Below are 26749 nucleotides of genomic sequence, written 5' to 3' on the forward strand. Positions count from 1 at the left end.
GAAAATATCCAAGCAAAACACCCCGATGCGAAACAGATGCAAGATATAGAAAACATTCTTAAAACCCACATTCAGAACAATAAGGCAAACACCTTCGTTATCATTGTCCCGACCGATTCCGCGCGTCTGAAGCGTCAGCGCGAATTGGTCGGTTATCATCCGAACCGAGCAGTTTCTAATTTGCCCGTGTATACCAGCAAGGATTTCATTCAAAGGTTATACAGTCAGACACAATCACCAAAACAACATATCCTATCAGGGATCCAACACCTTTGGCTTCACGAAATAGTAGATCCCGCCCCTGACAATATTGATACCTACCAATACAACACCTTTCGCCCAATCCAAAATACTACCATCCCCGATAGCACACTCTCCCTTATCTTTAATACAATAAATCACCTTAGAGATCAAGGAGAGACTGAACTAAACTTCGTAGAAGACGATCCCACCCAAGTAGAGCTTGCTCGTATTTATAACGATTATGAGGCGAGACTTGCAAATCAATGGATAGATGAAAAAGGAAAACACTATTACCTAGCAAACAATTTCAAAGAAGAGTGCATCAAACGCACATTTCCTAACGTTAAACTTGTTGTTGTTGAAGGTTTTACTTTAATTTCAAAAGCCGATATTAAACTATTGAAACACATTGCTGAAATATCTGATGTAGAGATGTGGTTTCGCACTGACTGTATTGAAGACAATAAAGCCCTTTATAAAAATATTATTAACCTCGTGTCACAATTTAAAGACACAGGTGCTAACATTGACACCGAGTATGAACGCAACCCCGATCGACATCAATATTTTGCTGAGAATCTGTTCAGAACGAATGTCGCCCTGGATCACAAAACGAATCTAACAGATAAGATTAAGGTTTTAGAACCAACAGATAGATCCGAAGAGGTAGAACAGATCGCTCATCTAATTCAGAAACGTGTCTTAAGGGCTGACTGTAAATTGAGTGAAATCTGTGTTGTGTTCTACAATATAGGTAATTACAAAAAACGAATTGCAGAAGTTTTCCCCACTTATGGTATTCCATATTCACTCGTCGAAAGTCTTCCATTGATGCAGTCAGAAGTTGTCAAAGAAATCTTTTCTTGTCTTTCGCCACGACAAATTCCTTTCGGCAACACTTATTTTTCCGATGTTAAGCCCAAACTATTTTTAGGGGATTTTCATCCTGACGCATTTAAGAAGAGCATTGATACCTTTCTCAAATCTGCGGAAGTTATTTCCAAAATTTTAAACCCAATGCTACTGAAAAATAGAAAAATTGTTGAAGGTGAGGTCAATGCCCTTCAGCAGTTCAAAAAAATAGTTAACGGACTTTGTGACATGTTAAAATCTGAAGAAAATAGGTCATATAAGTCCGAAGATTATATCAATAAACTCAAATATATCGCAAAGCATACGCACTATCAAAACAGTACACAGACAAATGAAGAAACCGTTAAGATCTTCCCACTTAGTGAACTCACAAATTTAGCATATAACAACGAACTCAGAAGTTTGGAGTTTGACACCGTCTTTTTGGGAGATTTTGTAGAAGGCAGTTTTCCAGAAAATTATCGTCCAGATCCGCTGCTCCCAGACCATCCTTATCGCAACGAAGACGAGGCGTTACATGACAGTCGATTCACGTTCTATCGAGTCCTCAAATCCTTTCGGAAACGCCTCTATCTGCTTACCCCAAAACGTGAAGGAGAAGCGAATCTAATCCCCTCCCCTTTTCTCGGTCAATTAAAGGCGATCGCCACTGTTGAGAAGATGGATGTTTCGAGTCCCTCTCGGGGGAGTGTAACCGGTTTTCTCAGTAGGTATGGCGATCATGTATGGACATCTCCCGAACCCTCCACTAAAGAATTCCCTGCTGAAATCGCAGAAATGCGTCCCTTAATAAACCACGTCGTTAAGGTTGAAAAAAGCCGCGAAAAGACTCATGATCATCTGGCTTACGAAGGGATTTTAACGGCTGACACACTTTTTCCTGCAAGCCAAAAGCGTTTGGAAAATCGGAGGAATCTGACCTATTCCGTCACGGAATTGGAAACCTATGCCAAATGTCCATTTCAGTATTTTGTCGATAAGGTTTTGAAATTCAGGAGTGAAGAGGACGAAATAGAGGACGAGTTATCTGGCCTTGAAAAGGGATCATTACTTCATGATGTTCTCTTTGAATTCTACAACAACCGCAGCCTCGAAAAAAGCCCACCTATCCAACAATGTGACGAGGACACCTTTAAAGACGCAAAAACACACCTAAATGAACTGATTGAGCACAAAGCCAACGAAAAGCGCAATGATCGGAAGGAGAAACTTATTGGTGAGAACAATCTCTTGTGGAGGATCGACATAGAGAAACTTCGCGTCGCCCTCCACAAATGGCTCGAAGCCGAACGAACCCACGATTTACCTGTCGTACCACGCTATTTTGAGGTTAGTTTTGGACAGAAACGCGAACCGAGAGATCCAGAACTTAGCTCCACTGAATCAGTTACTATCGGCGACGTGCGTATGACTGGTAAAATTGACCGCATTGATATAGGTAATGGCTCCTTTAATATTATTGACTATAAAACTGGGAGTACCACCGTTAGAATGCCGGAGATCCTTAGCGGGCGGAGTCTCCAACTCCCGATCTACCTTCAAATTGCCGCAGAATTACTGAATGGGCAGACAGGAACAGGATTAGGCCCCGCAGCAGGTCTTTATCATAAAATTAGATTGGATCAATGTAAAATTGAACTCGGTATCGGAACGGAATCCGAGAATGGAGTCGCCTACAGCAATTACAATGGTAAGGACTGGAAACCGGTTGGCTCGAGAAGTGGTCAACTGTTAGCGGATGAAACCTTCGATGATCGGCTTGCGCGCGTGCGTGGCTACGTTCAACACTACGTTGATAGTATTTCTAAAGGCACTTTTCCGATCATCACGCGCGTTGAGACATTCGTAGATTCCGAAGAAGAAGGCGACACACCAATTACGCCAAAAAATAAGACAGAACCTTGTAATTACTGCCGTTACAAGCGTGTGTGTCGTGTCGGTGCAATCTCTGAAACACCGCAATCGGATGACTGACACGCCTCTTTCCATCTTTCACCCTTCAAACGGAAACAGTAAACCTGTAACGGAGTGGAGGGGTTTTTGCTTGGTGTTTTTGCTTGGGTATTTCTGCGTATTTCTTCAATTCTACGGAAAGGCACATGAAAACTCCTAATCCATCTCACCGACCCGCAAGGAATAATTAAAAAACCTTTCAGAAAAAACTTGCACACTTCTGACAAATCTGTTATACTTTCTTAGATTTTTAGCACTTTGCTTGCATGCCCTCAGCACGCAGACTTGCAAGCGCGAGAAAAAAATAAAATAGGAGGCTATTTTTAAAAATGGCACATACATTACCAGCACTTCCTTACGCGCATGATGCTTTGGAACCTCATATTGATAAAGAAACGATGGAAATCCATCACGGCAAACACCATCAAGCCTATATCAACAATCTCAACACCGCCTTAGAGGGACTCGGTGATCTCGCTGATATGGATATTCACGACTTGCTTAGCAACCTCGATCAGGTGCCGGAAGACAAACGCCAAGCCGTCATCAACAACGGTGGTGGACACGCGAATCATTCACTCTTCTGGTCTACCATGAGTCCTAACGGGGGTGAACCCGGTGGAGAAATCGCAGCTGCGATCACCTCTACTTTCGGATCACTGGAGGCAGCAAAAGAACAATTTGTTACTGCCGCAACTACACGCTTCGGTTCTGGTTGGGCATGGCTCGTCCTCGGCGACAGCGGGTTGGAAATCTACTCCACCGCGAATCAGGACAGTCCGATCATGCAGGGACACACCCCGCTTCTCGGGCTCGATGTCTGGGAACACGCCTATTATCTGAAATACCAGAACTTGCGTCCGGCTTACGTTGAGGCGTGGGGAAACGTCATCAACTGGACTCGGGTCAATGAACTCTACATAGCGAACGCCTAACTTCCCGTAACACGTTTTATAGTAAAACCCATAATTAATGGGACATTTGACAGCGGGCGAGGGGACCTCGCCCCTACGAGGTGAGGCAAGCATGTCGGAGCGTTAAAATGTCTTTTTAATTCTAAACTTTACTATAAATGTCGGTAGGGGTAGGAGCGAAGCACTTTTCAAACCTACCCTCTACTTCTTAAAGTAACAGATTCACTTCGCCGTGCTGTCTGCTCAAAAGGACACAGTTCAATTAAATTTCTTGACATTTCCGTTCAAATATGTTATACTTAATAGAGCTTAAAGATATATCTTTTCCGCATGCTCGTGAAACTTAGTAAAATGGCGTGCGTAATTAACAATTAAATAAATAGATTACCCAAAAAAGCGTTGAAGGGGAGGAGTAAGTCGTCCGGACTTGCAAGAGAAGGAGACTCATTGGCTGAAAAGTCTCCACAAGTTCCCACGATTGAAGGTCGCCCCGGAGCTGCTAATCTGAACGGTCTGTAGGACTCAGTAGGATTGGTCGGTGTGATGCCCGTTAACGCATCCCAAAGAGTGCTCTTTCTCAGTGTAGGCGGGCAACCTTGTAAGCCTGATACCTTGAATGAAAGTGAGAAAGAGAATTGGAGTGGTACCACGGTAAGGTCAGTGTGAATGCCCTTCTCGTCTCCATGTTCGGAACGAGGAGGCTTTTTCTTTTGTAGAGCAAGTTTTCGGTTGGCAAGCTGCACCGACTTCTGTAGAGCAAGTTTTCGGTTGGCAAGCTGCACCGAAAATTTAACGACTCCGCGTAGGGAACAGGGAACTACATCCCGCACCCTGCAGCTTATGAGGAAAATTGGCATGGAACTTTCAGGAGCGCAAATCCTTGTTGACAGTCTCAAACGAGAAGGTGTCGAATATATCTTTGGTGTGAACGGTGGCGCGGCGATGCCGATTTTCGATGCCCTGTACGGTGAGACTGAAATCAAATTGATTCCGATGCGGCACGAACAAGGAGCATCTCACGCCGCTGACGGTTACGCACGCGCCACGGGAGATGTCGGGGTCGTACTCGCAACCTCGGGTCCCGGAGCAACGAATCTCGTCACCGGTATCGCAACCGCTTACATGGATTCGATTCCGATGGTCGCGATCACCGGACAGGTCTTCACCCACTATATCGGCAGCGATGCCTTTCAAGAGTGTGATGTTATCGGTGTAACGCGCCCGATCTGTAAGCATAGTTACTTAATCAAAGATTCCGACGAGATAGCAGATGTCGTCGCTGAAGCGTTTCACCTCGCGAAGACGGGGAAACCTGGTCCTGTCGTTATTGACATTGCTAAAGATGCCCAGATACATGAAGCCCTGTTTCAATATCCAGAAACGGTTGACATTCGCAGTTACAAACCGCAAGTGCACGGGGATCCAGTGCAAATTGCGAAAGCAGCGGCACTGATTAAGGAAGCGAAATGCCCCATGCTGTATGCCGGTGGTGGCGTCGTCCTCGCCAATGCCAGTGAAGAACTGCGACAATTTACGCTCAAAACCCAGATTCCGATTACGGTTACGTTGATGGGGCTCGGGGCATTTCCCGAAACACATCCCTTGGCGATGGAGATGCCCGGAATGCACGGCTCTTGTTGCGCAAATTACGCTTTCACCGACTCAGATCTTGTTATTGCTATCGGGGCAAGGTTCGATGACCGCGTTACGGGTGATCTCAATAAATTCGCACCGAACGCTAAAAAAGTACACATCGATATTGACGCGTCCTGTATCGGAAAAAATGTCCCGGTAGATGTTCCGATCGTTGGTGATGCGAAGAAGGTCCTCACTGAACTCAACAAACAGGTTGGTATAGCGGACATAGATCCGTGGCGCAACCAGATTCAGGAATGGAAGCAGAAGTACCCATTTGAATACGAGCAAAAAGCCGATAAGGTGATGCCGCAATACGTCATTGAACAGATTTATGAACATTACAGCGATGCGATTGTCGTCGCGGATGTCGGACAACACCAGATGTGGGCGGCGCAATACTTCAAATTCACCGACCCCCGACAGTGGCTCAACTCCGGGGGTCTCGGCACGATGGGCTTCAGCCTCCCTGCCGCAATCGGAGCGCAACTTGGATGTCCTGACAAAACCGTCGTTAATATCAACGGCGATGGCTCCTACATCATGACGATCCAAGAATTGGTGCCAGCGGTTACCATGAAACTGCCGCTTAAGATTTTCATCATCAACAATATGTACTTGGGAATGGTCCGCCAATGGCAGGAATTGTTCCACGGTAAACGTTATTCTGCTGTTGATTACCACGATAATCCAGATTTCGCCTTACTCGCACAAGCATTCGGCGCGACAGGTTTACGGGTTGAACATACCGAAGATGTTGTACCCGCACTTCAGAAGGCACAAGGGATTACCGACGGCCCGGTCGTCATTGACTTCATTGTTGATGAAGAAGAGAATGTGTTCCCGATGGTGCCCGCGGGGGCTGGACTCGGAGATGTTATCCGCGGCTTATCTTAACGATTTTAAGGGTTGCGTAGCAACCCGCACTGAAAACTATAAAAAATGAACCCAGAAGAACGACACATTTTCTCTGTTTTGGTCGAAAACCGATTTGGCGTCCTTGCACGTGTTGCAGGACTTTTCAGCGGACGCGGCTTTAATATCGACAGCCTCAACGTCGCGGAAACGCATGACAATAGCATTTCGCAGATAACCCTTGTCACACATGGGGATGCCCAAATTATTGAGCAGATCTATCACCATCTCAATAGACTTATTGACGTTATTGAGGTAACAGATCTTTCCACTGCTGGGACGCATGTTGAGCGGGAACTTGTTCTTATCAAGGTTGCTACCGAGGATCCGCAAAAGCGCACCGAGGTTTTACAAGTCGCGGAAGTCTTCCGTGGACGGGTTATTGACATGAAGCCTGCCTCACTTGTTCTTGAAATTACCGGGGATGAGGGTAAATTGAAAGCGGCAATTGATATTTTCAATACGTACGGTATCCTTGAGTTAGCACGCACCGGCAAAATAGCGATGCTCCGCGGCTCCGAATTTTAATTTATCGACCTCTGGGCTGCGCTCCCATTCCATTAACCCTAAATTGTAGCCTGCAATAATACGCAGAAATACGCAGAAATACCCAAGCAAAGACCCCCGCTGAATGCCAGACGCGCATTCAGCATTGATTCGCAAAAACACGCAGGCGGATATACGGAAGGGGCATTCATACGCAAACCTTTCGAAACGAACCGCAAGGAACATTAGAAAAATGGCAACGATTTATTACGATAGTGATGCTAATTTTGATTTACTGAAAGAGCGCACCGTCGCCGTTGTGGGTTACGGTGCACAGGGACGTGCCCAGTCGCTCAACCTCAAAGACAGTGGAGCGAACGTTGTCGTCGGATTATATGAAGGCAGTCGCTCAAAAGCACGTGCGGAAGCCGAAGGCTTGACCGTCAAAACCGTTGAAGAAGCCACCGTAATGGCAGATATCGTCCAGATTCTCATCCCTGACGAACGGCATGCCGCCGTTTATCGAGATCAGATTGCCCCGAACATGGAATCGGGAAATATGCTCCTCGTCTCACACGGGTTCAGCGTCCATTTCGGACAGATTGTGCCTGCCAGTGATATCGACGTTGCAATGATTGCACCGAAGGGACCCGGATCCCTTGTTCGCGAGGTATTTGAAGGCGGTGGTGGCGTGCCTTGCCTTGTTGCTATCCATCAAGATACCACAGGACTTGCGCGCGATGTCGCGCTCGCTTATGCGAGAGGCATCGGTGGCACGCGCTCAGGTGTCATTGAAACAACCTTCCGTGAGGAAACCGAAACGGATCTCTTTGGCGAACAAGCCGTCCTGTGTGGCGGGACCGCGGCACTCATCAAAGCCGCTTTTGACACACTTGTTGAAGCGGGTTACCAACCTGAGATGGCTTACTTTGAATGTCTCCACGAACTCAAGTTGATTGTCGATTTAATTTACGCCGGCGGATTGAGCAAAATGCGAAATGACATTAGTAATACTGCTGAATTCGGGGACCTCACGCGGGGTCCACGGATCATTGACGACAGCATTCGAGACAAAATGCGCCAAATTTTGAAGGACGTGCAGGAAGGTGTCTTCGCACGAGAATGGGTCTTGGAAAATGAAGCGAATCAACCCGTACTCGGTGCGCTCCGTCGACAGGAAGAGGAATTGGAAATCGAAAAAGTCGGCAAAAACCTGCGGAGTATGATGAGTTGGCTTGACGAGTAAATTTTCTTCTTTTGGAAGTGGACCTTAAGTTTTCCGCGCTGGCGAGGTTTCTAACCTCGCCTTTCGTGTATGCCGATCTGCTTGGTGACATCTTTCGTTCCTGCTCTGAAGATATGAATGTATCGGACAAAACGGACATTTTCTTAATTCGAGAGTGCCTTCCAGAAGAAGCAGAAGCACTTCTCACATTGTGGCAGGCTGCTGGAACATCCCCGAGCATCACAGACACTATCGCAGATGTCCACAGAGCAATAGAAAGCCTGGGGTCGGTGTTAGTTGCCGAAGCACATCAACGTATCGTCGGCTCCTTAATCGCTACTTTCGATGGCTGGCGCGGGAACATGTATCGACTCGCAGTTCATCCTGACTACCGACGGCGTGGCATCGGACGCGCCTTAGTCGCGGAAGGTGAAAGATGTTTAGCAAAACAGGGCGTTAAACGCATCACAGCACTCGTAGAAGAGCAGTATCCGTGGGCGATCGCATTCTGGTCGAGTGTTGGGTATGAGATAGAACCTGGGATACTCAGATTTTTCCGCAATCCTTAAACAAAGCACACGCCGTGTGCCATCGGACGAGGAGGTTGGTTACCGTGAAATTCAGAGGCTATCAACTGGACAACACCTTCAAAAGCGTTTATGGACTCGCAGTCGCTGACATAAACGGTGACGGACAGATCGACATCATTGCTGGCTCTACAGGCGAACCCATTATCGCTTGGTACGAGGCACCCCATTGGAAGAGACACCTCGTAACCGATCAGGGCAGTGGACACATCACCATAGTGCCTTACGATCTCACGGGCAACGGCACGCCTGATCTCATTGTCGGGAGTGGTTTCAATCGCGGGGTCAATGCCGCAGGTGGATACCTCCAGTGGCTTGAGGCTCCATCACAGGACGGACAGAATTGGAAGCGCCACCGCATCGCCGATGTCCCCTTTATCCATCGTATAGGACTCGCGAATCTCTCTCAGAACGCATCAACGTCGGTTCCTTTTCTCATTGTTGCATCCATTCGCGGCGAGGACGGTAAAGCCGGCGAATGGCATAGTCCCGGCTCCCTCTGGTGCTACGAATTGTCGGATACCCCGCGAGAAAGAGCCGCTTGGCAATCCCATCTCCTCGACGATTCCCTCCACATCAACCACGGCTTGAGTATCAATGACGTTGACCAAGATGAACGTGATGACATCCTCATCAGCTGCTCGGAAGGATTGATCTGGTATGAACCGCCTACATCACCGATGACAGACGACTGGGGGAAATGGATCATTAGCGACCGAGAATGTAGCGACACATTCGCCGCGGATATTGATGGCGACGGGATCAACGAAATTTTAGCGATTGAGCCGTGGCACGGGAACAACCTCGTCTGGTATAAAGCTACTGGCGATCTGCGAACCGAGCCGTGGCACCGCTACCTCATCGATGACACACTCAACAGAGGACACTCCCTCGCGGCTGTTGACGTTGACGATGACGGAGCACTTGAGATTATCTGTGGCTACAACGGTGAAGGGACGAGTTTGCATCTCTACCGTCCAGAGGATATCGCACAGAATCGGTGGCGCAAAGAAACAATTGACAATGGGGGTTTAGGGGTCGGTCAGATGCACGTCTTGGACATGAATGGGAACGGCAGATTGGACATCGTCGCCAGCGGTCTCAGCACCGGCAACGTGAAGTGGTATGAAAATCAACCCAGTTGAGAAATCTTCCTAAAGTAGTAGGCACGCTCCGCGTGCCGTCCTCATATTTCTCAAATCAAGACTCCAGTCAAACTAACCCCCTTCAATCGTTTCAACGTTAGCACGGGGCAGTAGGGTCTGCTCACCGTCTTCGAGTTCAACACGCAACACGCGCACCTGTGCCTCTGTCTCCAAGTTCTGAAGTTCTACAGGTAATTCCGTAACACGTCCCAATTTACCGAAATACGGTTCCCGAATGATGCGGACGGAACTGCCGACCTCCAAAATGCCTTCCACGCTTCCATCCTTCTCCGCTCGCGTTTCTCCCGCGTCCGATACCAATGGGATCACGATCTCCGGACGAACGACACCGGCACGAATCTGCGTCGCACCGTTGATAGAGGTTTTCATACCTTCCCGCGTTTTCAAGAGGTCAAACGTTTGCTCCGCCATTGCGACGCTTCCGAATCCTTCCGTGATAACCAATGTAATCCCAATCTCCTCGGAACCTGTAATTGCTACACCGAGTTCGTAACCGAGAAGCTCCCGCAGATCCGCATCATCGATCCCACCGGCAATGATACCTTTTACACCTTGTTGGATTGCTTTCTGAATTGCCTCAGTCGTGACCAGCGAACCGCCGACCAAAATGTGGTCTCGATGTTCGGGAAGGATCTGTTCCGCAGTCAATCCATCACTCGGAGAAGAGACAGCGACAATCAAGTTCCCGATTGTTTCACTGCCAACCCCGAAGATGCCTTGGATATAGGTCCCGTAAGTCTCTACTGTGACACCCTCATTTGGGGAGATCTCCGTTACTGTGCCATCTGTGTAAGCCTTAACTTCCACAGGAATCGGTGGTTCTCGGAGAATGACTTGTCCCGTGACATCGGACACAGCTTCGATTGTACCGTCAATCGGTGAACGTGCCTGCGATTTGAAAAGCCCAAAAAGCCCTTTTGTCGTGGCGATAATCTCATCTTTGGCAATCGTTTCGCCGACAAGTTTGAGCATGTATTCTGTAATTTCTTCTGCGGGGACACTGAGTAGGTTAGCAACGTTCAGGAGTTGGACGTTACCCGGCAGATCCGCTTTCGCGACGACATCCTCTGCCTGGACTGCTGCCCCGGCTTCAACGAGAACCTCACCTTGCAGTGGAAGTCGACGTTCTTTCTGAATTGTCATTCCCTCGGTAACCTTAAGCCCGGGGGTATATGCATGTGCCATTTTTTAATTATACCTTGCGGTTCGGTCAGAACGAGCTACGCGCTTCGTTGAATGGGTGTTTAAAAATCTTGCCAACAAAACGCGGCAAGATATTATACTATTTTCATAACCTCTGGTCAAAACAAAGAGATTTGTCACAATCAAGGAAAAATAGATGAGGAGTCCCATCAGGAATCTGAAACTCAAGATATTTGCTATGATTTCTCTTCTAACAATTGTCCAAAGCACCACGTTCCCCCAGTTCTGGAAGGTATAGATGGTTTTTACTGCTGCTCGTTTTCAGTATCCAAAAATCCCAACGCACGTAACCGATCAATCCAACGCTGCCGTTTTTCACTGCCCGCTGGGTTTGCGACCCAGTGTGGATCGTAGAGCGGTTCGCCCGGGCGGTTAAAATGTTCGGGACTCTTCGCATTGCTACGGGCGCGGTCGCGTGTGGCAGCATTTTCTACTGGCGTTTTTGGATTGTTATAGTAAACAATAGTGCACATTCGACGGTCATCGCTGCCACCCGAGCTGGCATGCCAGCACCGCATATCGAAAGCGACTACATCGCCGGGTTCCGATTTGCAAACATAACCTGGAACGTCACAAATCTCCAGTCCCAACTCGTTCAAATTCTCCCGCAGGTCGTCGTGTAGCGGATTTTTGTGAGAGCCGGGAATCAACCGTAACGCGCCGCTTTCCGCGTCAACGGGTTCAAGATAATATGCGAACTTCACCCCGTAGCAATCTTTGGTTGGATCGACGTTATGGTCGGGATGCCAACCTGTATTGCCCACATAACGGTTCGCGTCGGAAACAACGAAAAAGACATCGTCGCCGTAGAGTTGCTCTGCCACCCCGCAGAACCGTGCGTCTTCCGGCAGGTTCGCGAAGAACGGGGTTTCGGGTCCCATCATTGGCAGCCAATGTCGGTGCGTTCCATCAAAGGGGGAATGACGATATGCAGATGCCATCGCCGCTTCAAACTCCTCGTGTATTGTGTTCAGCTCGTCTTGGCTGAACACCTGCCGAAAAATGAGAAATCCCAAGGTGTTAAAGTGCTTAATCTGTTGTTCCGTGAGCATGATGTTCCTCCGCGTTCTATAGGGTTACAAATCAACAGTAACTGATGCGGTTTCCCAACTACTAATAAAATCTTCAACGCTGAAATCCACAGGCATATCGTTTGGATTATAATCCGATCTCCGTTGGAAACCGGGCTGATAGGTCTCCTGAGGTTCAACGCCCTAACTTCTGCTGTAGTTTCGGGTTATCTGTAACCTCCCGATTTACAATATATAACGGCATTTTTCCAGAAGCCACACTGATGATACTCTCACACGCACTCTTGGCGTTGCCTTCAAAGCATTCATCCGTCCAGCAGATGCTGTGTGGGGTTACGATAACGTTATCCAGACTTAAGAGCGGATCGTCGTCGTCAATTGGCTCCTGTTCAAAAACATCGAGGCCCGCGCCTTGAATGCGTCGATTCTGAAGAGCTTCTGTGAGTGCTTTCTGATCAACGATTGGACCGCGTGCGGTGTTAATCAGATAAGCCGTCGGCTTCATCAACCCGATACGTCTCGCGTTAATGAGTCCGCGCGTTTCCTCGTTTAATGGGCAGCAGACACACACAAAATCAGCCGTTTGCATCAAGGCATCCAGATCGACAGGCTCTACATCCACTTCTGCTGCGTCAGCAGGTGTGATGTAAGGGTCGTAGGTGATGTGGCGCATCCCGAAAGGTTTCGCCAGTTTAAACGCCTCTTTCCCGATATTACCCATACCGACAAGTCCCAACGTTCTGCCGACTAACCCCATGCCTCTATAGTTCTGTGTGTTTCTCCAACCCCCGGCACGGATGAGTCTATCCTTTATCAATAACTGGTGACCCAACGATAGGACAAAAGTCATGATGGAAGTGGCAACCGGACGACGAACACCATCTGGGGCAATCGTTAGCAATACACCGTTTTCGGTACAAGCCTCCACGTCCACCTTATCGTATCCGACCCCGAAACGCGCAATGACAGCCAACTTGTCAGCGTCTGTGAACGTTTCTGCCGTGATACCTGCCCCTAATACTAAGAGTGCGTCATAATCCTGCACTTGTTCGGCTTGTAATGCGGGTGTATTCTCCGCAATATATTCCCAGTGTAGACCTGCCTTGTCAAAAAGCGGACCGGCAATGTCATCTAAATCGCAGGTGCCATCGGGTCCTAAGAAGTCGCGCGTGACACCTACGCGAAATACGGATTTGCTCATAGCTATTCCTCGATCCAAATTTGGCGGAAGTATTTCCAATTCAAGGGTTGAAGTTTAAGGTTTTTGACCTTTTTGTTAATGACTAAAATCTGTTTCGCATGCGCCAATGGCACCCACGGCACATCTTTGTGGAAGATTCGCTGTGCTTCTTGATAAAGCGAGATTCGCTTTTCTCGATCTGAGGTCGCTCTCGCCTGCTCTAAAACGGCTTGCATTTCATCGCTACGATAAAATGCAATATTTCCAGCGGGCTTCTCTGCTGACGATTTACTTAGAAGGAAGTAGAGGAAGTTATCGGGATCCCCAAGATCGGCACTCCATCCCAACATCGCGATGTCGTGCTCCCCATTTTTCGTTTTTTCAAGATAGGTACCCCAGTCAAAGGTCACGATCTTTGTCTCGATTCCAACATTTCGGAGTTCGGATTGAAGAACTTCTGCAAGGGCGCGTCCATCAGGAATATAGGGACGCGGAACGGGTAATGCCCAGAGGGTTGTCTCAAAACCGTTGGGGTATCCCGCTTCAGCGAGCAGTTTTTTCGCCAGTTCCGGGTCGTAGGCGTAATCTTCAATCGAATCATCATACCCCCAGAGTGTTGGTGGAATCGGGTTCTTCGCTGGAATCCCCAAACCTTGATACAGGTATTCAATAATTGCTGATTTGTTGATAGCGTGGTTAATTGCGAGCCGAACGTTGAGAGTGTCGAAAGGAGATTTATCCATGTTCATCGCCAAGTAACCGATGCTCATGCCGGGTTGCGATAACAATTCGAGCGTGTCGTCATCTCGGATCTGTTGAAAATCGTCCGGATTTGGGAACTCCATGGCGTGGATACTGCCTTGCTGAAGTTCAATAAGCCGCACGGAGTTATCAGGAATAGAGCGAAGGATCACTCTATCTAACAGAGGCCGTCCGTCCCAATACGTGTCGTTTGCTTCAAGCACGATTTTATCTCCTCTATCCCACTGCACGAACTTAAAGGGACCCGTGCCGACCGGGTTATTGGAAAACGCATCGCCCCATTTCTGCACCGCTGTTGGGCTAACAATAGAGAAAGGGGTTATTGCAATCGTATAGATAAAAGGAGCATAAGCCGTTTTAAGGTGAATTTGAACGGTATAGTCATCAACAGCGATAATTTTGTCAACAATCTCTGCCAAGCCCGTTGCTATCCAGTAAATATAACTACCGCCAACTTTATGGAAGGGATGTGTATCATCGTGCTGTCGGTTAAGCGAAAAGAGAACGGCTTCGGCGTTGAAAGGGGTTCCATCATGAAACGTTACGCCTTTGCGAAGGTGAAATGTCCATATCAAACCATCTGTTGAGCTTTCCCAATTTGTTGCGAGACCGGGTTCAAGTTCAGTGCTTTCATCTTTGTATTGGACGAGTGTATCGTAGATATTATCGCAAACCTTGAAGGATTCTCCATCTTCCTCAAGCGCCGGATCTAATCCCACAGAGTCACCGCCGCGCCCGAATATTAGGGTGCCACCACGCTTTAGGTGTGAGTCGGCAAATATTGGGGAAAATCCCGCAAGTAGCGATATTAGAAGCGTCAATAAGAGAATCCGTGTAAAACATCTGTGTTTCATAAATTTCTCCGATATCCATAAAAAGATATACACTTTATGATACGGAGTTTTTCGCAAAATGTCAAATGGTTTTCAGTTATCAGGAACACGCGAAAATTGTTGTTAAACGAGGACCGACAACTGATAGATGATAATTAATATAAGGTTTGAAACCTTTTTCCCACAAAAATCGTTTTGTTAATTGGGAGAGTGTCTTAAAAATAGTCGCGTAACTTCAGATCCATCTGCGGAATTATGTTATCTGTTGAACAACTTATCCAGAATTTAATGAACACAACGCAACCGAGCGTTGTCCGTTGCAGTGCTATTGTGAATCTTGTTTCGCAGGGCAGCTCACAGGGAATAGAAGCCCTAATTGAGGTGCTCGCCGATTCAGATTCCATGGTCCGACGCGAAGCCGCGATGGCACTTCAGCAAATGGACGCGACTCGGGCTACGCAACCGTTACTTGAAGCGTTGCAGGTAGAGTCAAACGATTTAACGCTTTGGGCACTGCTTGAAGCGATTGGTGAATTGGCAACACCTGATGCGCTGCCTATGCTCGAATCGCTCCGCACTACCGGCTCTATGCTTACGCGGATCGAAGCGAAGAAAAGCATGGCTCGGATTGAGGGGCGTTATGCCAACGGAGGCACTTCACTCTCCCCGGAGGCATCTGAATCCGTCCTGCATGCTGAGCAGATAGATCCAAATGAACCGTCACCGACAGCGGATTTTATAGATTCACAAACCACACCAGAAGAAGACATAGTAGAATCGGAGTCGAATGTTTCTCCGCATAACATGGCGGGTTCTCAAGCGACTCCGCCCGACGATCTGTTCATAGAAGCGGTGGAAGATACAGAGACGGTTGAATCTGGTGAGAAACAGCCAACAGAATTTGAAAAAATATTCATAAGTCGTTCTGTTGATTCAGACGAGATAACTGATATATCGGATTATACAGCGTCCACGGATGAACGCGTCGATGTTCCGAAGGAAACAGAATCCGCAGATGACGTAACTGATACGCCGGAAAAATCCGTAGAAAATACCCAATCAAAAACACCGACAGATACTTTAACGACCGATACGGAATCAACACAACGAGAGAAAGAAGATCAGGAGATAGATGATTTAGCAGAATCCATTGCCCGATCGTCTCGTCTTGCCGGTTCATCCGTCAATCTCCCGGTATTAGCCCCGAATGCGTCTACCGTCCCGTATGATCCGAAGGGCACTGCGCTTGAACCCGCACAGACGAACTTCTTTCTGACGCTCATACACCCCGGCAGGTATCTCTCCAAGCAATGGGTGCAGCGAACGCGAGTGTATCTAATATTGTGGGCTGTTTTGGTTATCGTTATAATCGGTTTCACCCAATATCAGAAACACACAAAAATGGAGTTAAGTCCACTCTCTCGTTTTGGACTTTCTATGAGTGAACTACCGGAATTAGTAAAACGCTCATTGGCGGAAGGGGATTTCTACATTCAGGAGGGATATTACAGAAAAGCCATTAATTCGTATGAATTGAGCAGGGGACTCGGCGCCCTTCCGGTTAGTTTCTATAGGAAACTCGGATTCGCGTATTTTAAGGAAGGTCAACACGCGCTTTCCGTTGAAGCGTATGAGTTGTTCTTAGAAACGAGAGCGCATGAAAACCCGGATGTATTTGCCGCCGAAGCTTCACTTGTCGGGGTTTATCCACTTACGTCGGTAGAAGTGGGAATAACCCGCGACTATGAAACCTACAATATTCTTGGGACGGCGTATATGAAACTCGGACGTGTGCTGGACGCAAAACGCACCTACGAAAAAGCGATACAGCTTGTACCGAAATATGGTGAGGCATACAATAACCTCGCACGCCTCTATGCGGACAATTATCCGAACCCTATTTGGATGAAAGATTGGAGGGTCGGAAGGTTAGAAGCGTGGACGGTAGAGGCTCCCCGCCAATCTTCCGATCTTCCACTCTTACAGACTTCTCTCCCCAGTCTACGGCTTGCTGAGGCGTTAGCCTATACAGCCGTAACGTTGAATCCGGATGTCGCTGCTTATCACGACACCCTCGGTTGGGTTTTATCGAAGCGGGGACAGGTGAACAAGGGGATGAAAACCTTGGAACGCGCCATCAATCTACAGAGCGATGCCGTTGAGCCTCATTATCACCTCGCGCAGGTCGCACTAAAAGCCAACGAACGGCAGAAGGCAATAGAAGCGATCCGAAACGTGTTCAAACTCAATCCGGCTTTTGTATCGCTCAATACAACGGAACAGCGATGAAAATAAGCGAACAAAGTGAGCGGGCTGACAACTCTTCTAACGAATGACAGAGAATTTGCCGATGCGTTGATCCTTTTCAGACGAAAGGACATAAATATAGACCCCACTACTGACCCCAAAAAGCTCCCAAACTCGCCTATCTCTCTCATATTCTGTCCGAGTCAGTGATGCAATACAATTTCCACTCACATCGTAGATATAAACGTCCGTTCCCGCCGGTAGTTTATCAAATGTAACCTGATTACAGGTTATCACCGGATTCGGATAGACAATCACCTCGGCAAGCATTGGGGCGGGCAGCATTATTGTCAACATTCTGGCATCCTCTGCGAGATCGGCACCGGATATATCCGAAAGTTGTAGTGCCTCAATCTGATAGTGATTGCCCGTGCGAAAGACTTCTGGAGAGAATGTAAGAACAACCCGCTTTCCTGCTTTGTCAAGAATAGCCGAGCGTGGCGTGTAACGTTGCGATCCGTTTTCTGAGTTTCCCTGCTTGTGCAGACGGTAGCGTCCAGCGTTCGTCGCAGAGATACCCATCGGTTTGTCAAACTCCAACAAGAGCTGATTCGGTGGCGAATGCACAGCGGTATGCAAGCGTGGGCGCTGTGTTGGGGCGACAGATACCGATGTGGACGGTGGGCTGGGTGTAACCGTTTCAGAAGTCTCAAAAACGGTCAAGGCATTATTACTATTAAACAGTAGTGCCTTTACTCCATCGCCATTCAGATCAACGACAATCGGATTGAAAGTGCTTGTTGAAGGGTGGTGCCAGATAGGTCGATAGTCTATTCCGTCATACTGCACGAGATAGAAGTTAGGCTGAACAGCGATGCAAAGTTCATTGCGGCCATCGTTATTGACGTCCGAAATCGTCATCCCATTTCCGCCATCCCGCACATCACGGATGCGTTGTGTCCACACGGCACGATAGATATCATCACCCTCTGATTTGAAGACAGTTAAAAGCCAGTGATGATAACGAATATCAAGTTGTGTAGTGCCGACTTGGGTACCCGTTTTGGCGCAGATAGCAAACTCGGCATTCCCATCGCCGTCCATATCCCCAGTGGCAAAGAGTTGTGGTATTCCTTCAGGAAGCGTGTGTATCCAAGTTTGTCTGTATTCGTCGTTTCCAGTCGCCTCATGTATGAATACTCTCCCACTGTTGTCCCCAGCTAAAATCTCTGTCCGTCCATCACCGTCAAAATCGCCCGTGGCGAAATTCGCACTAATCCCAGTGTTTCCCCACATCGGGTTTTCAAGGGTCGCTACAATTCGATAATCGTTATTTTCGACCGCCTCGTATACCGAAATGGTGTTCGTGACATCATCACGAGCGAATATCTCCGGTGTGCCATCTGCATCCGCATCTGCGATTGTCCGGCTCCACTGCCCGCGTGCTTCCCAGATGCGTTCCGTTGGAAGTTCACCTTGTGCGGGTTGCTCCAGCAAAAATGTCGCTCCCGAAGCGTTGCACAACACCTCTATAAGTCCATCGTTATCTGTATCCGCTGCCGCCCAGGGCCACAGTGATTCGGGAAATGAAAAAATTTGTTCGTCCGTTCCGTCATCAGCTATTTCAAGAACGTGTGCTGCGCCAGTCCCCATTTCAACGGCAAAGAGTTCCAACTTCCCGTTTCTGTTTATATCTACCGGGGAAGCGATAGCGTGCAATCCACTGTCAATGGATGCGACTTGCCGGAGATGCGATATATCAATCGAGGTATCGTCCACTCCAAGCTGATATAACCTGCCGTTGTTGTCATCAATGTGCAGTTCTCCGACGCTACTTTTCACTGCCAACCGGTACACATAAGTGCCGGGCGGCACGCCTAAATCCGACATATTGACGAAATGAAGTAAGTTCTCTGCGTCCGAATGACCGGTTCTATTGATATTTCCGTTCGCCTCAAGAATTTGGATTTTGCCTGTGGTTAATGCTTCCGTTTCCCACATCACCACCGAATTGAATCTGTTTCCTGCAAGCCATGGTTGTGCTTCATGCTTTATAACAAGAGGCACCTCGTGCGCCACGTCAACAACCGCCTTGACTCTCTTGATGTCTCCATTTTCAGATTTAACACTCAGGCGCAGCGTATACCCGCCTTCCACTAAAGTAGAAGTGTCCCATTTATATAGACACGCCCTAAATTTCGGTTCAGTTTGTACAGTTCCCAACGGATACCATAACTCCGGGACCTCGCCGATGCCATACTCCAACCAGTATTCAGAAAATTCAGTCCCACCCGCGCTGCCGATGATTTCAATCCTATCAAAGATAACCTCGCGCGCTATCTCCGCGCCAACAATTTCAACGCCACCGTGAGATTGTTCTCCACCGAAGGCGTGTTGCAATGTCCGTTGCGCATTAATTTCCGCAACAAGCGGTGTCGAGGTTTCCGTGAGTGCGGCATAAGCATCCAATGCCCCTGCGCCAACGAGTTCGGTAATGAAAAGCGGCTTTGCAGTCGCAATCAACTTCTCTTGAATCCGTATGTTGGTGGCGTTCGGATTTGCCGACAAGACGAGCGCAGCGACCCCAGAGACGTGCGCAGCCGCCATGGATGTCCCGTCTCTCTTTCCGTACTCCCCCTTAAGTGCCGTGCTGAGAATCTCTTCACCGGGCGCGGCGATGTTAATGGTAGCACCGAAATTAGAACCGTCATACAACTGCTTTTCCTGTCCAAGCCCTGCAACGGAGATAACGGATTTAAGAGCAGCCGGATAGTAAGAGCCGATTGTCGCCGAATTGCCGGCGGCACCCACCAAGACACACCCGCGATGATGGGCGTATTCTACGGCATCTTCTATGATAAAAGCACGCACCGTATCCCCCCAACTCATATTAATCACGCCTGCCCCATTGTCTGCGGCGTAAACAATAGCAGCGGCGAGATCGTCATTCTGGAGATACGCACCGCCTCCATACTTGAAACCCGCTCTGAGAGGCATCAAACGACAGTTCGACGCGATCCCCGCGATCCCACGTCCATTGTTCGCCTCCGCAGCGATGATACCGGAGACGTGTGTTCCGTGTCCAGTTTCATCTTCGGGATCGTTATCGCGGACTGTCCAATCGCCACTGCCCGGAAGCGTCGGCGCATCGCTGAAATCCCATCCGTTTTTGTCGTCAACGTAACCGTTTCCGTCATCGTCAATACCATTTCTTGGAATCTCACCGACATTCTCCCAAATCCGTGAACGCAATTCAGGGTGCTGGGTGGCAATCCCGCTATCAACGACTGCCACCGTTACGTGCGGTTTTCCTTGTTCTATATTCCATGCCTGCCTCATATTGAGGACATCCAGATTCCACTGCTCCACGTAGTTTGGATCGTTCGGGGGCGTTTCTGCACAGAATTGGTTGAGACGATTCATCTCAACCGCTTCAATCGCACCGTGTCGTTCATACCGTCGTCGTAAAGTGTCCAATTGCCAATCTTTTGGAAACCGAATCAGATAGATACGACGGAGCCGAGGGTGTCGTCCACCGGCTGTCGTGGAGGGAAAAACTGGGAAAACAGATACTGCCCCAAGTTGTCTGCTCAACCTTTCGAGATGCTCACCGGATGCATCGGGATGTAAACGGACGATCAATTCTCCCGGTGTTTCAGTGATGTAAGGAAAATCGCCCGAATTGCTTTGGGCAAAGATTAATTGCGAATGGACAAATAGAACAAGGATATAGAGGTAAAAAAATTTCTTTGTCATATATCTTCTGTAATATTGCAGGATAGCACACCGTGTGCCTACTATTTTCTCTTAAAAAATTGCAATTCTATATCTCTATATGATATATTAATGATACGTAATTCAGGGAGAAAAAACAAATTTTTCGCCCGTTGTAACATATAAGGAAATACAATCATGAAAGCCTCAGAATTGATCGTTAAATGTCTGGAAAACGAAAGCGTTGACTATATATTCGGCATACCGGGTGAAGAAAACCTGGATTTGATGGACGCGCTGTTAGAATCCAACATCCAATTTATTCAAACCCGCGATGAACGGGGTGCCGCCTTCATGGCAGATGTCTACGGGCGTCTCACTGGACGCGCGGGTGTATGTCTTGCCACCTTAGGTCCAGGCGCTATGAACCTTGTCACAGGCGTTGCCGATGCGAATATGGATAGAGCACCTCTCGTTGCGATCACCGGACAAGCGAGTTTAGACAGGATGCACAAAGAATCTCATCAATACATGGATGTCGTCTCCGTTTTCAAACCGATGACGAAATGGAATACGCTTCTTCACCTCCCCGAAATCATCCCGGAATCGATGAGTAAAGCTTTTAAAACAGCGACCGGAGAGAAACCCGGCGCTACACACATCGACTTTCCAGAAGATGTCGCTAAGATGAAAGTTAGCGCGGAACCGATGCCACATGACTTTCCCAGCGAAACAGAACCCATTGTATCCTGTTTGCTGCGCGCTGCGCAACTGATTAACGATGCCAAGCAACCGATTATTCTCGCAGGAAACGGGGTTGTCCGTCAAGGTGCTTCCCGGATTCTGACCCAATTCGCCGAGATGACGAACATTCCCGTTGCACACACCTTTATGGGCAAAGGTAGCATTCCGTGGACCCATCGACTCTCCCTCCTGAGTGTAGGTTTACAGGCAAACGATTTCGTCTCCTGTGGATTTGACAGGGCAGACCTCGTCATCGCAATCGGTTACGATATCGTCGAATACCATCCACGTCTCTGGAATCCTGATCGGAACAAGAAACTCATCCATATTGATACACAACCGAGCGAAAGTGATGCCGCTTACGTCACGGATGTCGAGATGGTAGGCAACATCCGTCAGAGTCTCAGACACCTGATGGCACAAGAAATCTATCCTAAAGATTCAGAGTATGCCTCGAACACCTTACGCAAAATTATACTCGACCAACTCGACGAACACCGCGAGGATATGGGATTCCCGATGAAGCCTCAAAAAATCTTGAGTGATGTCCGTTCTGTGCTTGCTGAAGATGACATCCTCATTTCCGATGTCGGCGCGCACAAAATGTGGATCGCCCGTATGTATCCGTGCTATCAACCGAATACGTGCATCATTTCCAACGGTTTCGCCTCCATGGGCATCGCGCAACCGGGTGCTTTTGTGGCGAAACTTATCTATCCAGAACGCAAATGTTTGGCAATTTGCGGTGATGGCGGTTTCTTGATGAACTCGCAGGAACTCGAAACAGCGACGCGAATCGGGGTGCCCTTCGTCACGCTTATCTTCAATGACGAGGCTTACGGGCTTATCGAGTGGAAGCAGATGAACGATTTTGGTAGACCCGCCCACATCGACTTTACAAATCCCGATTTCGTCAAATACGCCGAAGCCTTCGGTGCAAAGGGCTATAGAGTCGAAGGCAGTGACGAATTGGTGCCTATCCTCAAAGATGCGTTCCGTCAGAAAGTTCCGTCAGTTATTGATTGCCCGGTTGATTATGCCGAAAATCTACGCTTAACCAACGAACTTGGGCACCTGACATGCCCGATTTAATTCACATTATAGTAAAACCCGTAATTACCTTTACACTTTTTTGCATCGGCGAGGTTAGGAAACCTCGCCTACCGGGGGCAGAAGTGTAAACTTATTTTCAAAATCTACTATAAGGTGCGTCCGAATTTCGGTTTTCAGTGAATAACGTCTGCGCTATGATCTAACTGATTGAAGGATTACCCAAATTAGGGGGGAATCACATAAATCACGATAATCTCGGTTAAAAATTATAGTGGTAGATTTTGATTGTGCTGTGGCATAGAAAATGCTATTATCTTATTCTAACGTGTCGTAGTCTTTAGTTTATTTATTTCGAGATGTGCTTCGTTTTTTTAGAGGAGGGTTCTGTACCAAACAATGGCAGTTTCAACAATTGAATGGGTGGATGGCAGAATTCGGATGATTGACCAGACGCTGTTACCCAATGAATTCAAACAGATTTATTGCGATGATCTCCCATCGGTTTGGGAAGCCATCAAATCCTTGCGTGTGCGGGGTGCGCCCGCGATCGGTATTGCGGGTGCGCTGGGTGCAGTAATTGGTATATGGGATTCCACTGTAAACACATACGATGCTTTTACCGCTGAACTTAAATCCGCGACCGATTATTTGGCGACCTCGCGACCGACAGCCGTTAATCTCTTTTGGGCATTGGACAGAATTACCCAGACAGCACAAGAGAACTGTCACCTTCAGATCCCTGAACTCAAAGAGGTCCTACTTGCTGAGGCTTTGAAGATTATTGATGAGGACAAAGCGATGTGCCGCGCCATTGGGCAGCACGGTATGGCGTTGCTAAACGAAAGTGATACAATTCTGACGCATTGCAACGCCGGTGGGTTAGCGACATCCGACTACGGCACAGCGTTAGCGGTTATGTTCAGTGCGCACGAGGCGGGTAAGAAGATCCAAGTTTACGCTGACGAGACGCGTCCCCTTTTACAAGGCGCACGTCTTACGACATGGGAGCTCATGCAAGCCGGTATCGATGTGACGCTCATCTGCGATAACATGGCAGCACAGGTCATGAAAGAAGGCAAAATCCAATGTGTGATTGTCGGTGCCGACAGGATTGCCGCAAACGGCGACACCGCAAACAAGATCGGCACCTATAATGTCGCTATCCTTGCAGAAGCACACGGCATCCCTTTTTATGTCGCAGCACCGACTTCAACCTTAGACTTCGCGCTCGGCACCGGGGCAGAAATCCCTATTGAGCAACGTGCTGCGGAAGAGGTGACAGAAGGTTTTGGGAAACTTACGGCGCCTGAAGGCGTTAAAGTCTATAGTCCTGCGTTTGATGTCACGCCCGCGGCGTTAGTTACAGCGATCATTACGGAAAAGGGTGTGGCGCGCGCCCCTTATATAGAGAGCCTACAGGCTTTGAGAGACACGTAAAGTTTCAAGTTATGCGGCGTCCGCAATGTTCAAGCGAGTGCCACTTATATCGAAGCAGTCGTACTGGTTCGTGTGCATAATCCGGGTTGCAAACGCCATTGCCTGTTTTTCAGAGAGGTACCCGTCCGCAATCTCGGCTTCAAGGGCACGTTGAATTTCGTTTCGCGCTTGAATCGCATACGCCATCGCGCTGGTCGGCCATCCCGTATCACCGCCGAAAGCGAACAATTTATTTGACGGGACGGCATGGATGCACCGGCGGAGGAAATCACGCGAACTATACGGATCAATGCTCCATGCCCAGCAGAAATCGACCCAGATATTACGGTAATGTTTGGCGAGGGCGACGAGTTCATCGTTATAAGGGTAGGCGATGTGCATCAATACAAATTTCGCGTCGAGATACCGAGCGAATAAGGCGCACATATTGCCCGCAGGGATACGTCGCACTGGCATCCGATCGTTGCCGGCATAATAACCCGTATGAATCTTGAAAGGGAGGTTGTGTTCAATCGTGAGTTCAACGCCGCGCGCCCAGCACCAATCGCCCAGACAGAGGCGTGTCGCTTCGTCGATTTCTGGAGCCGGTTTCGTGAGTACAGCATTAAGCGCAGTAGCAGCCTCGGCATCGCTTCTTTCAATCCAGTCGAGCGTTCGATTGTAAGCGTGTTGTGATTTTACTGCGATAGCACACGGGGCGTGCTTGGCGAAAATCGCCGCCATAGCAGTCTTAAGGGAAGTTAGATCGTTGACTTCGACCCCTGTTTCTGCATGAATAGCACTTGGATCGACTTGTCCGTTACAGAATGTTGCCCACGAGAGATCGTAGAGGAAAAAATCGGGACCGGAGGTGTCCGGGTCACACTGCCAACTGAAATCGTCCGTTTGAATATGGTCAAGATTCGCGAGGTCGTGTAAAATGTGATAACGTTTACCGGGGGCGCGAAGTCCTTTTAGATTATTGGCACCCGCGAGCCCATCGCCTGTCAGTTCGTCGAGTCCATAGATGTGTTTAGCGATGAGGCTGACCGCCTCGCCATACCCCGTAAACTGCGTCGCTTCCCAGGCGTCCCGGATACCTTCAAACCGTGATGCGACATCTTGAGAGGCGTCCATCAGGTTGCGCATCGCTTCTGGAGACACCCCGGCTGTTACCAGGTCGGCAGGCACATAATTTCCGAATAGGTCTTGGAGGATATCGGGTCCGTTCTCAACCCATTCGATTTCGCGCTTCATGTGTTCGTGTGTGTCAACAAGACGAATAGATTGAATATGATGTGTCAGGTCGGTGGTTTCCATACAAGGTCTCCTTTAGAAACTGAGAGCAGACGACTCGCAGTCTCATACTTGATACTTGACAAACGTGTTGAATTATGATTTAATATATAAATACTTTGGTAATTTACCGTTCCTTTCACTGTTGTAGAAGGAAGTGGGTTTCCAAAAGATGAGATCTGCTCTATTTATTGTATAAAGGGTAGAGTTGTTATGTCAAGAAAAACCGTAAATAAGGAATGCTCGCGCAGGAACACGAATGGTTAACGTCCCGCGCCTGAAACGGGATAAGGCCACAGGAGCATAAAATGCCTACAGGACGGATTAAGTACTACAATTTCGATAAAGGTTTCGGATTTATCGCGCAAGACAGCAGTGATGCAGATGTTTTCCTACATAGTTCTGCTATTAAGCAGCCCGAATACGAGGAACTCCGGGTCGGACAGCGCGTAAAGTACAGCATTATTGAAGGTGAGAAGGGGCTTGTTGCCCAAAACGTCGAAGTATTGTTAACACCAACGGAACGCAGATGGTTACGCCAAGGGAAAGCAATTATTCCGCGCGGTTACGCAGGTTTCCCGGGGCAGGGACAGGGCCAATTTGTCAGTAATGAGCCAACGACTGCCGCCAATTATGAGACTGACGCATCAAAGCCGACTCGGAATCGTCGTACCCCTGAGGCATCTGTAGCACCTCTGGAACCGGCAGCAAAACCATCCCGCAATCAACGTGCCTCGACGAAAGATTCAAACGATCCGGCAGCACCGACACAAGAGACACCAGACGCATCTTCAAAGCAACTCAGTTTTGGGGATCTCTATATCCTTAAGCAGATTAATTTCGAAACATCCATGTTTTTTGCGTTGTATAATCACGTCCAACTGCCTGCGACTGTCCTTGAAATGACGCTCTCCAGTTTGACGCTCAACAGCAACGGGAAAGAGCAGCAGATCACCAAAACGGATGTTAAATACTGTTATAAAGACGTTGATGCAGAGAGGGTTCAGGCATCCGTTGATAGCGATGCTGCTGTGAAGGCACAGAAACTGACACAACTCACTGCTGATGCGCAGGTCCCTGAAATTGATACCAAAGCCGTTCGGCTCGCCCGAAAAAATGGAACTTCGATTGAGGTTACACTCCGTGAGGGAGAGATCTTTCGTGGCATTATAGACTGGGTCAGCCCTTATGAGATTAAGCTCATTTTAGAGAACGGTTCCAAGGTTGTTATCTTCAGGCACGCTGTGTATAATCTGACCATAGATTGACACTA

17 protein-coding genes and 1 other annotated feature are annotated in these 26749 nt (G+C 48.3%); of the genes, 11 read left to right on the top strand and 6 right to left on the bottom strand.

The genetic code is table 11. The annotated features are described in order from the left end of the window. Positions 1-36: 36 nt before the first annotated feature. From F4X88_11195 to F4X88_11225, 7 genes are all read left to right on the top strand, one after another. The gene (locus tag F4X88_11195; GenBank protein MYA56854.1) at positions 37-3090 is read left to right on the top strand and encodes a hypothetical protein; all 3054 of its coding nucleotides are present in this window, start codon (positions 37-39) and stop codon (positions 3088-3090) included. Between the two features lie 308 nt (positions 3091-3398). Then, positions 3399-4004 carry a superoxide dismutase gene (locus F4X88_11200; protein MYA56855.1) on the top strand — a complete coding sequence of 202 codons (606 nt, stop codon included), beginning with the start codon at positions 3399-3401 and terminating at the stop codon, positions 4002-4004. Positions 4005-4373: 369 nt separating this feature from the next. Beyond that, positions 4374-4669: a binding site (T-box leader), on the top strand. Between the two features lie 169 nt (positions 4670-4838). Continuing rightward, positions 4839-6515 carry a biosynthetic-type acetolactate synthase large subunit gene (ilvB, locus tag F4X88_11205; GenBank protein MYA56856.1) on the top strand — a complete coding sequence of 559 codons (1677 nt, stop codon included), beginning with the start codon at positions 4839-4841 and terminating at the stop codon, positions 6513-6515. Positions 6516-6560: 45 nt separating this feature from the next. Further along, positions 6561-7061, top strand: a complete 501-nt coding sequence (gene ilvN / locus F4X88_11210) for an acetolactate synthase small subunit (GenBank protein ID MYA56857.1) — start codon at positions 6561-6563, stop codon at positions 7059-7061. Between the two features lie 211 nt (positions 7062-7272). After that, the gene (gene ilvC, locus F4X88_11215) at positions 7273-8265 is read left to right on the top strand and encodes a ketol-acid reductoisomerase (protein ID MYA56858.1); all 993 of its coding nucleotides are present in this window, start codon (positions 7273-7275) and stop codon (positions 8263-8265) included. Between the two features lie 11 nt (positions 8266-8276). Then, complete coding sequence (locus tag F4X88_11220) at positions 8277-8813, top strand: GNAT family N-acetyltransferase (protein MYA56859.1); 537 nt, start codon at positions 8277-8279, stop codon at positions 8811-8813. Between the two features lie 44 nt (positions 8814-8857). Next, the gene (locus F4X88_11225) at positions 8858-9976 is read left to right on the top strand and encodes a VCBS repeat-containing protein (protein MYA56860.1); all 1119 of its coding nucleotides are present in this window, start codon (positions 8858-8860) and stop codon (positions 9974-9976) included. A 72-nt stretch (positions 9977-10048) separates the two neighbouring features. Here F4X88_11225 and F4X88_11230 read toward each other — a convergent pair whose 3' ends face one another. The 4 genes from F4X88_11230 to F4X88_11245 form a co-directional block, all read right to left on the bottom strand. Beyond that, positions 10049-11182, bottom strand: coding sequence for a hypothetical protein (locus F4X88_11230; GenBank protein ID MYA56861.1), 1134 nt, complete (start codon positions 11180-11182; stop codon positions 10049-10051). A 263-nt stretch (positions 11183-11445) separates the two neighbouring features. After that, positions 11446-12252, bottom strand: a complete 807-nt coding sequence (locus tag F4X88_11235) for a phytanoyl-CoA dioxygenase family protein (protein MYA56862.1) — start codon at positions 12250-12252, stop codon at positions 11446-11448. 154 nt (positions 12253-12406) lie between these two features. Beyond that, positions 12407-13432 carry a dehydrogenase gene (locus F4X88_11240; protein MYA56863.1) on the bottom strand — a complete coding sequence of 342 codons (1026 nt, stop codon included), beginning with the start codon at positions 13430-13432 and terminating at the stop codon, positions 12407-12409. Positions 13433-13434: 2 nt separating this feature from the next. Next, complete coding sequence (locus F4X88_11245) at positions 13435-15027, bottom strand: ABC transporter substrate-binding protein (protein MYA56864.1); 1593 nt, start codon at positions 15025-15027, stop codon at positions 13435-13437. A 234-nt stretch (positions 15028-15261) separates the two neighbouring features. Between F4X88_11245 and F4X88_11250 the strand changes: the two genes are divergently transcribed. Next, the gene (locus F4X88_11250) at positions 15262-17295 is read left to right on the top strand and encodes a tetratricopeptide repeat protein (protein MYA56865.1); all 2034 of its coding nucleotides are present in this window, start codon (positions 15262-15264) and stop codon (positions 17293-17295) included. Between the two features lie 36 nt (positions 17296-17331). Here F4X88_11250 and F4X88_11255 read toward each other — a convergent pair whose 3' ends face one another. Then, a complete protein-coding gene (locus F4X88_11255; GenBank protein MYA56866.1) occupies positions 17332-21009 on the bottom strand; it encodes a S8 family serine peptidase in 3678 nt (1225 codons plus the stop codon). 156 nt (positions 21010-21165) lie between these two features. Here F4X88_11255 and F4X88_11260 point away from each other — a divergent pair, with 156 nt between their 5' ends. Further along, entirely contained in the window at positions 21166-22803 is a 1638-nt protein-coding gene (locus tag F4X88_11260) for an acetolactate synthase large subunit (GenBank protein MYA56867.1), read from the top strand. Between the two features lie 357 nt (positions 22804-23160). Then, the gene (gene mtnA, locus F4X88_11265; GenBank protein ID MYA56868.1) at positions 23161-24201 is read left to right on the top strand and encodes an S-methyl-5-thioribose-1-phosphate isomerase; all 1041 of its coding nucleotides are present in this window, start codon (positions 23161-23163) and stop codon (positions 24199-24201) included. A 9-nt stretch (positions 24202-24210) separates the two neighbouring features. On the opposite strand, the gene F4X88_11270 is transcribed toward mtnA, so the two are convergent. Beyond that, positions 24211-25500, bottom strand: coding sequence for an amidohydrolase family protein (locus F4X88_11270; GenBank protein MYA56869.1), 1290 nt, complete (start codon positions 25498-25500; stop codon positions 24211-24213). A 284-nt stretch (positions 25501-25784) separates the two neighbouring features. Between F4X88_11270 and F4X88_11275 the strand changes: the two genes are divergently transcribed. Then, positions 25785-26744 (top strand): hypothetical protein, encoded by a 960-nt coding sequence (locus F4X88_11275; protein ID MYA56870.1) that lies wholly within the window; start codon positions 25785-25787, stop codon positions 26742-26744. Positions 26745-26749: the final 5 nt, after the last annotated feature.

It is taken from the genome of Candidatus Poribacteria bacterium (genome assembly GCA_009839745.1).
Classification (GTDB): Bacteria; Poribacteria; WGA-4E; order WGA-4E; family WGA-3G; genus WGA-3G.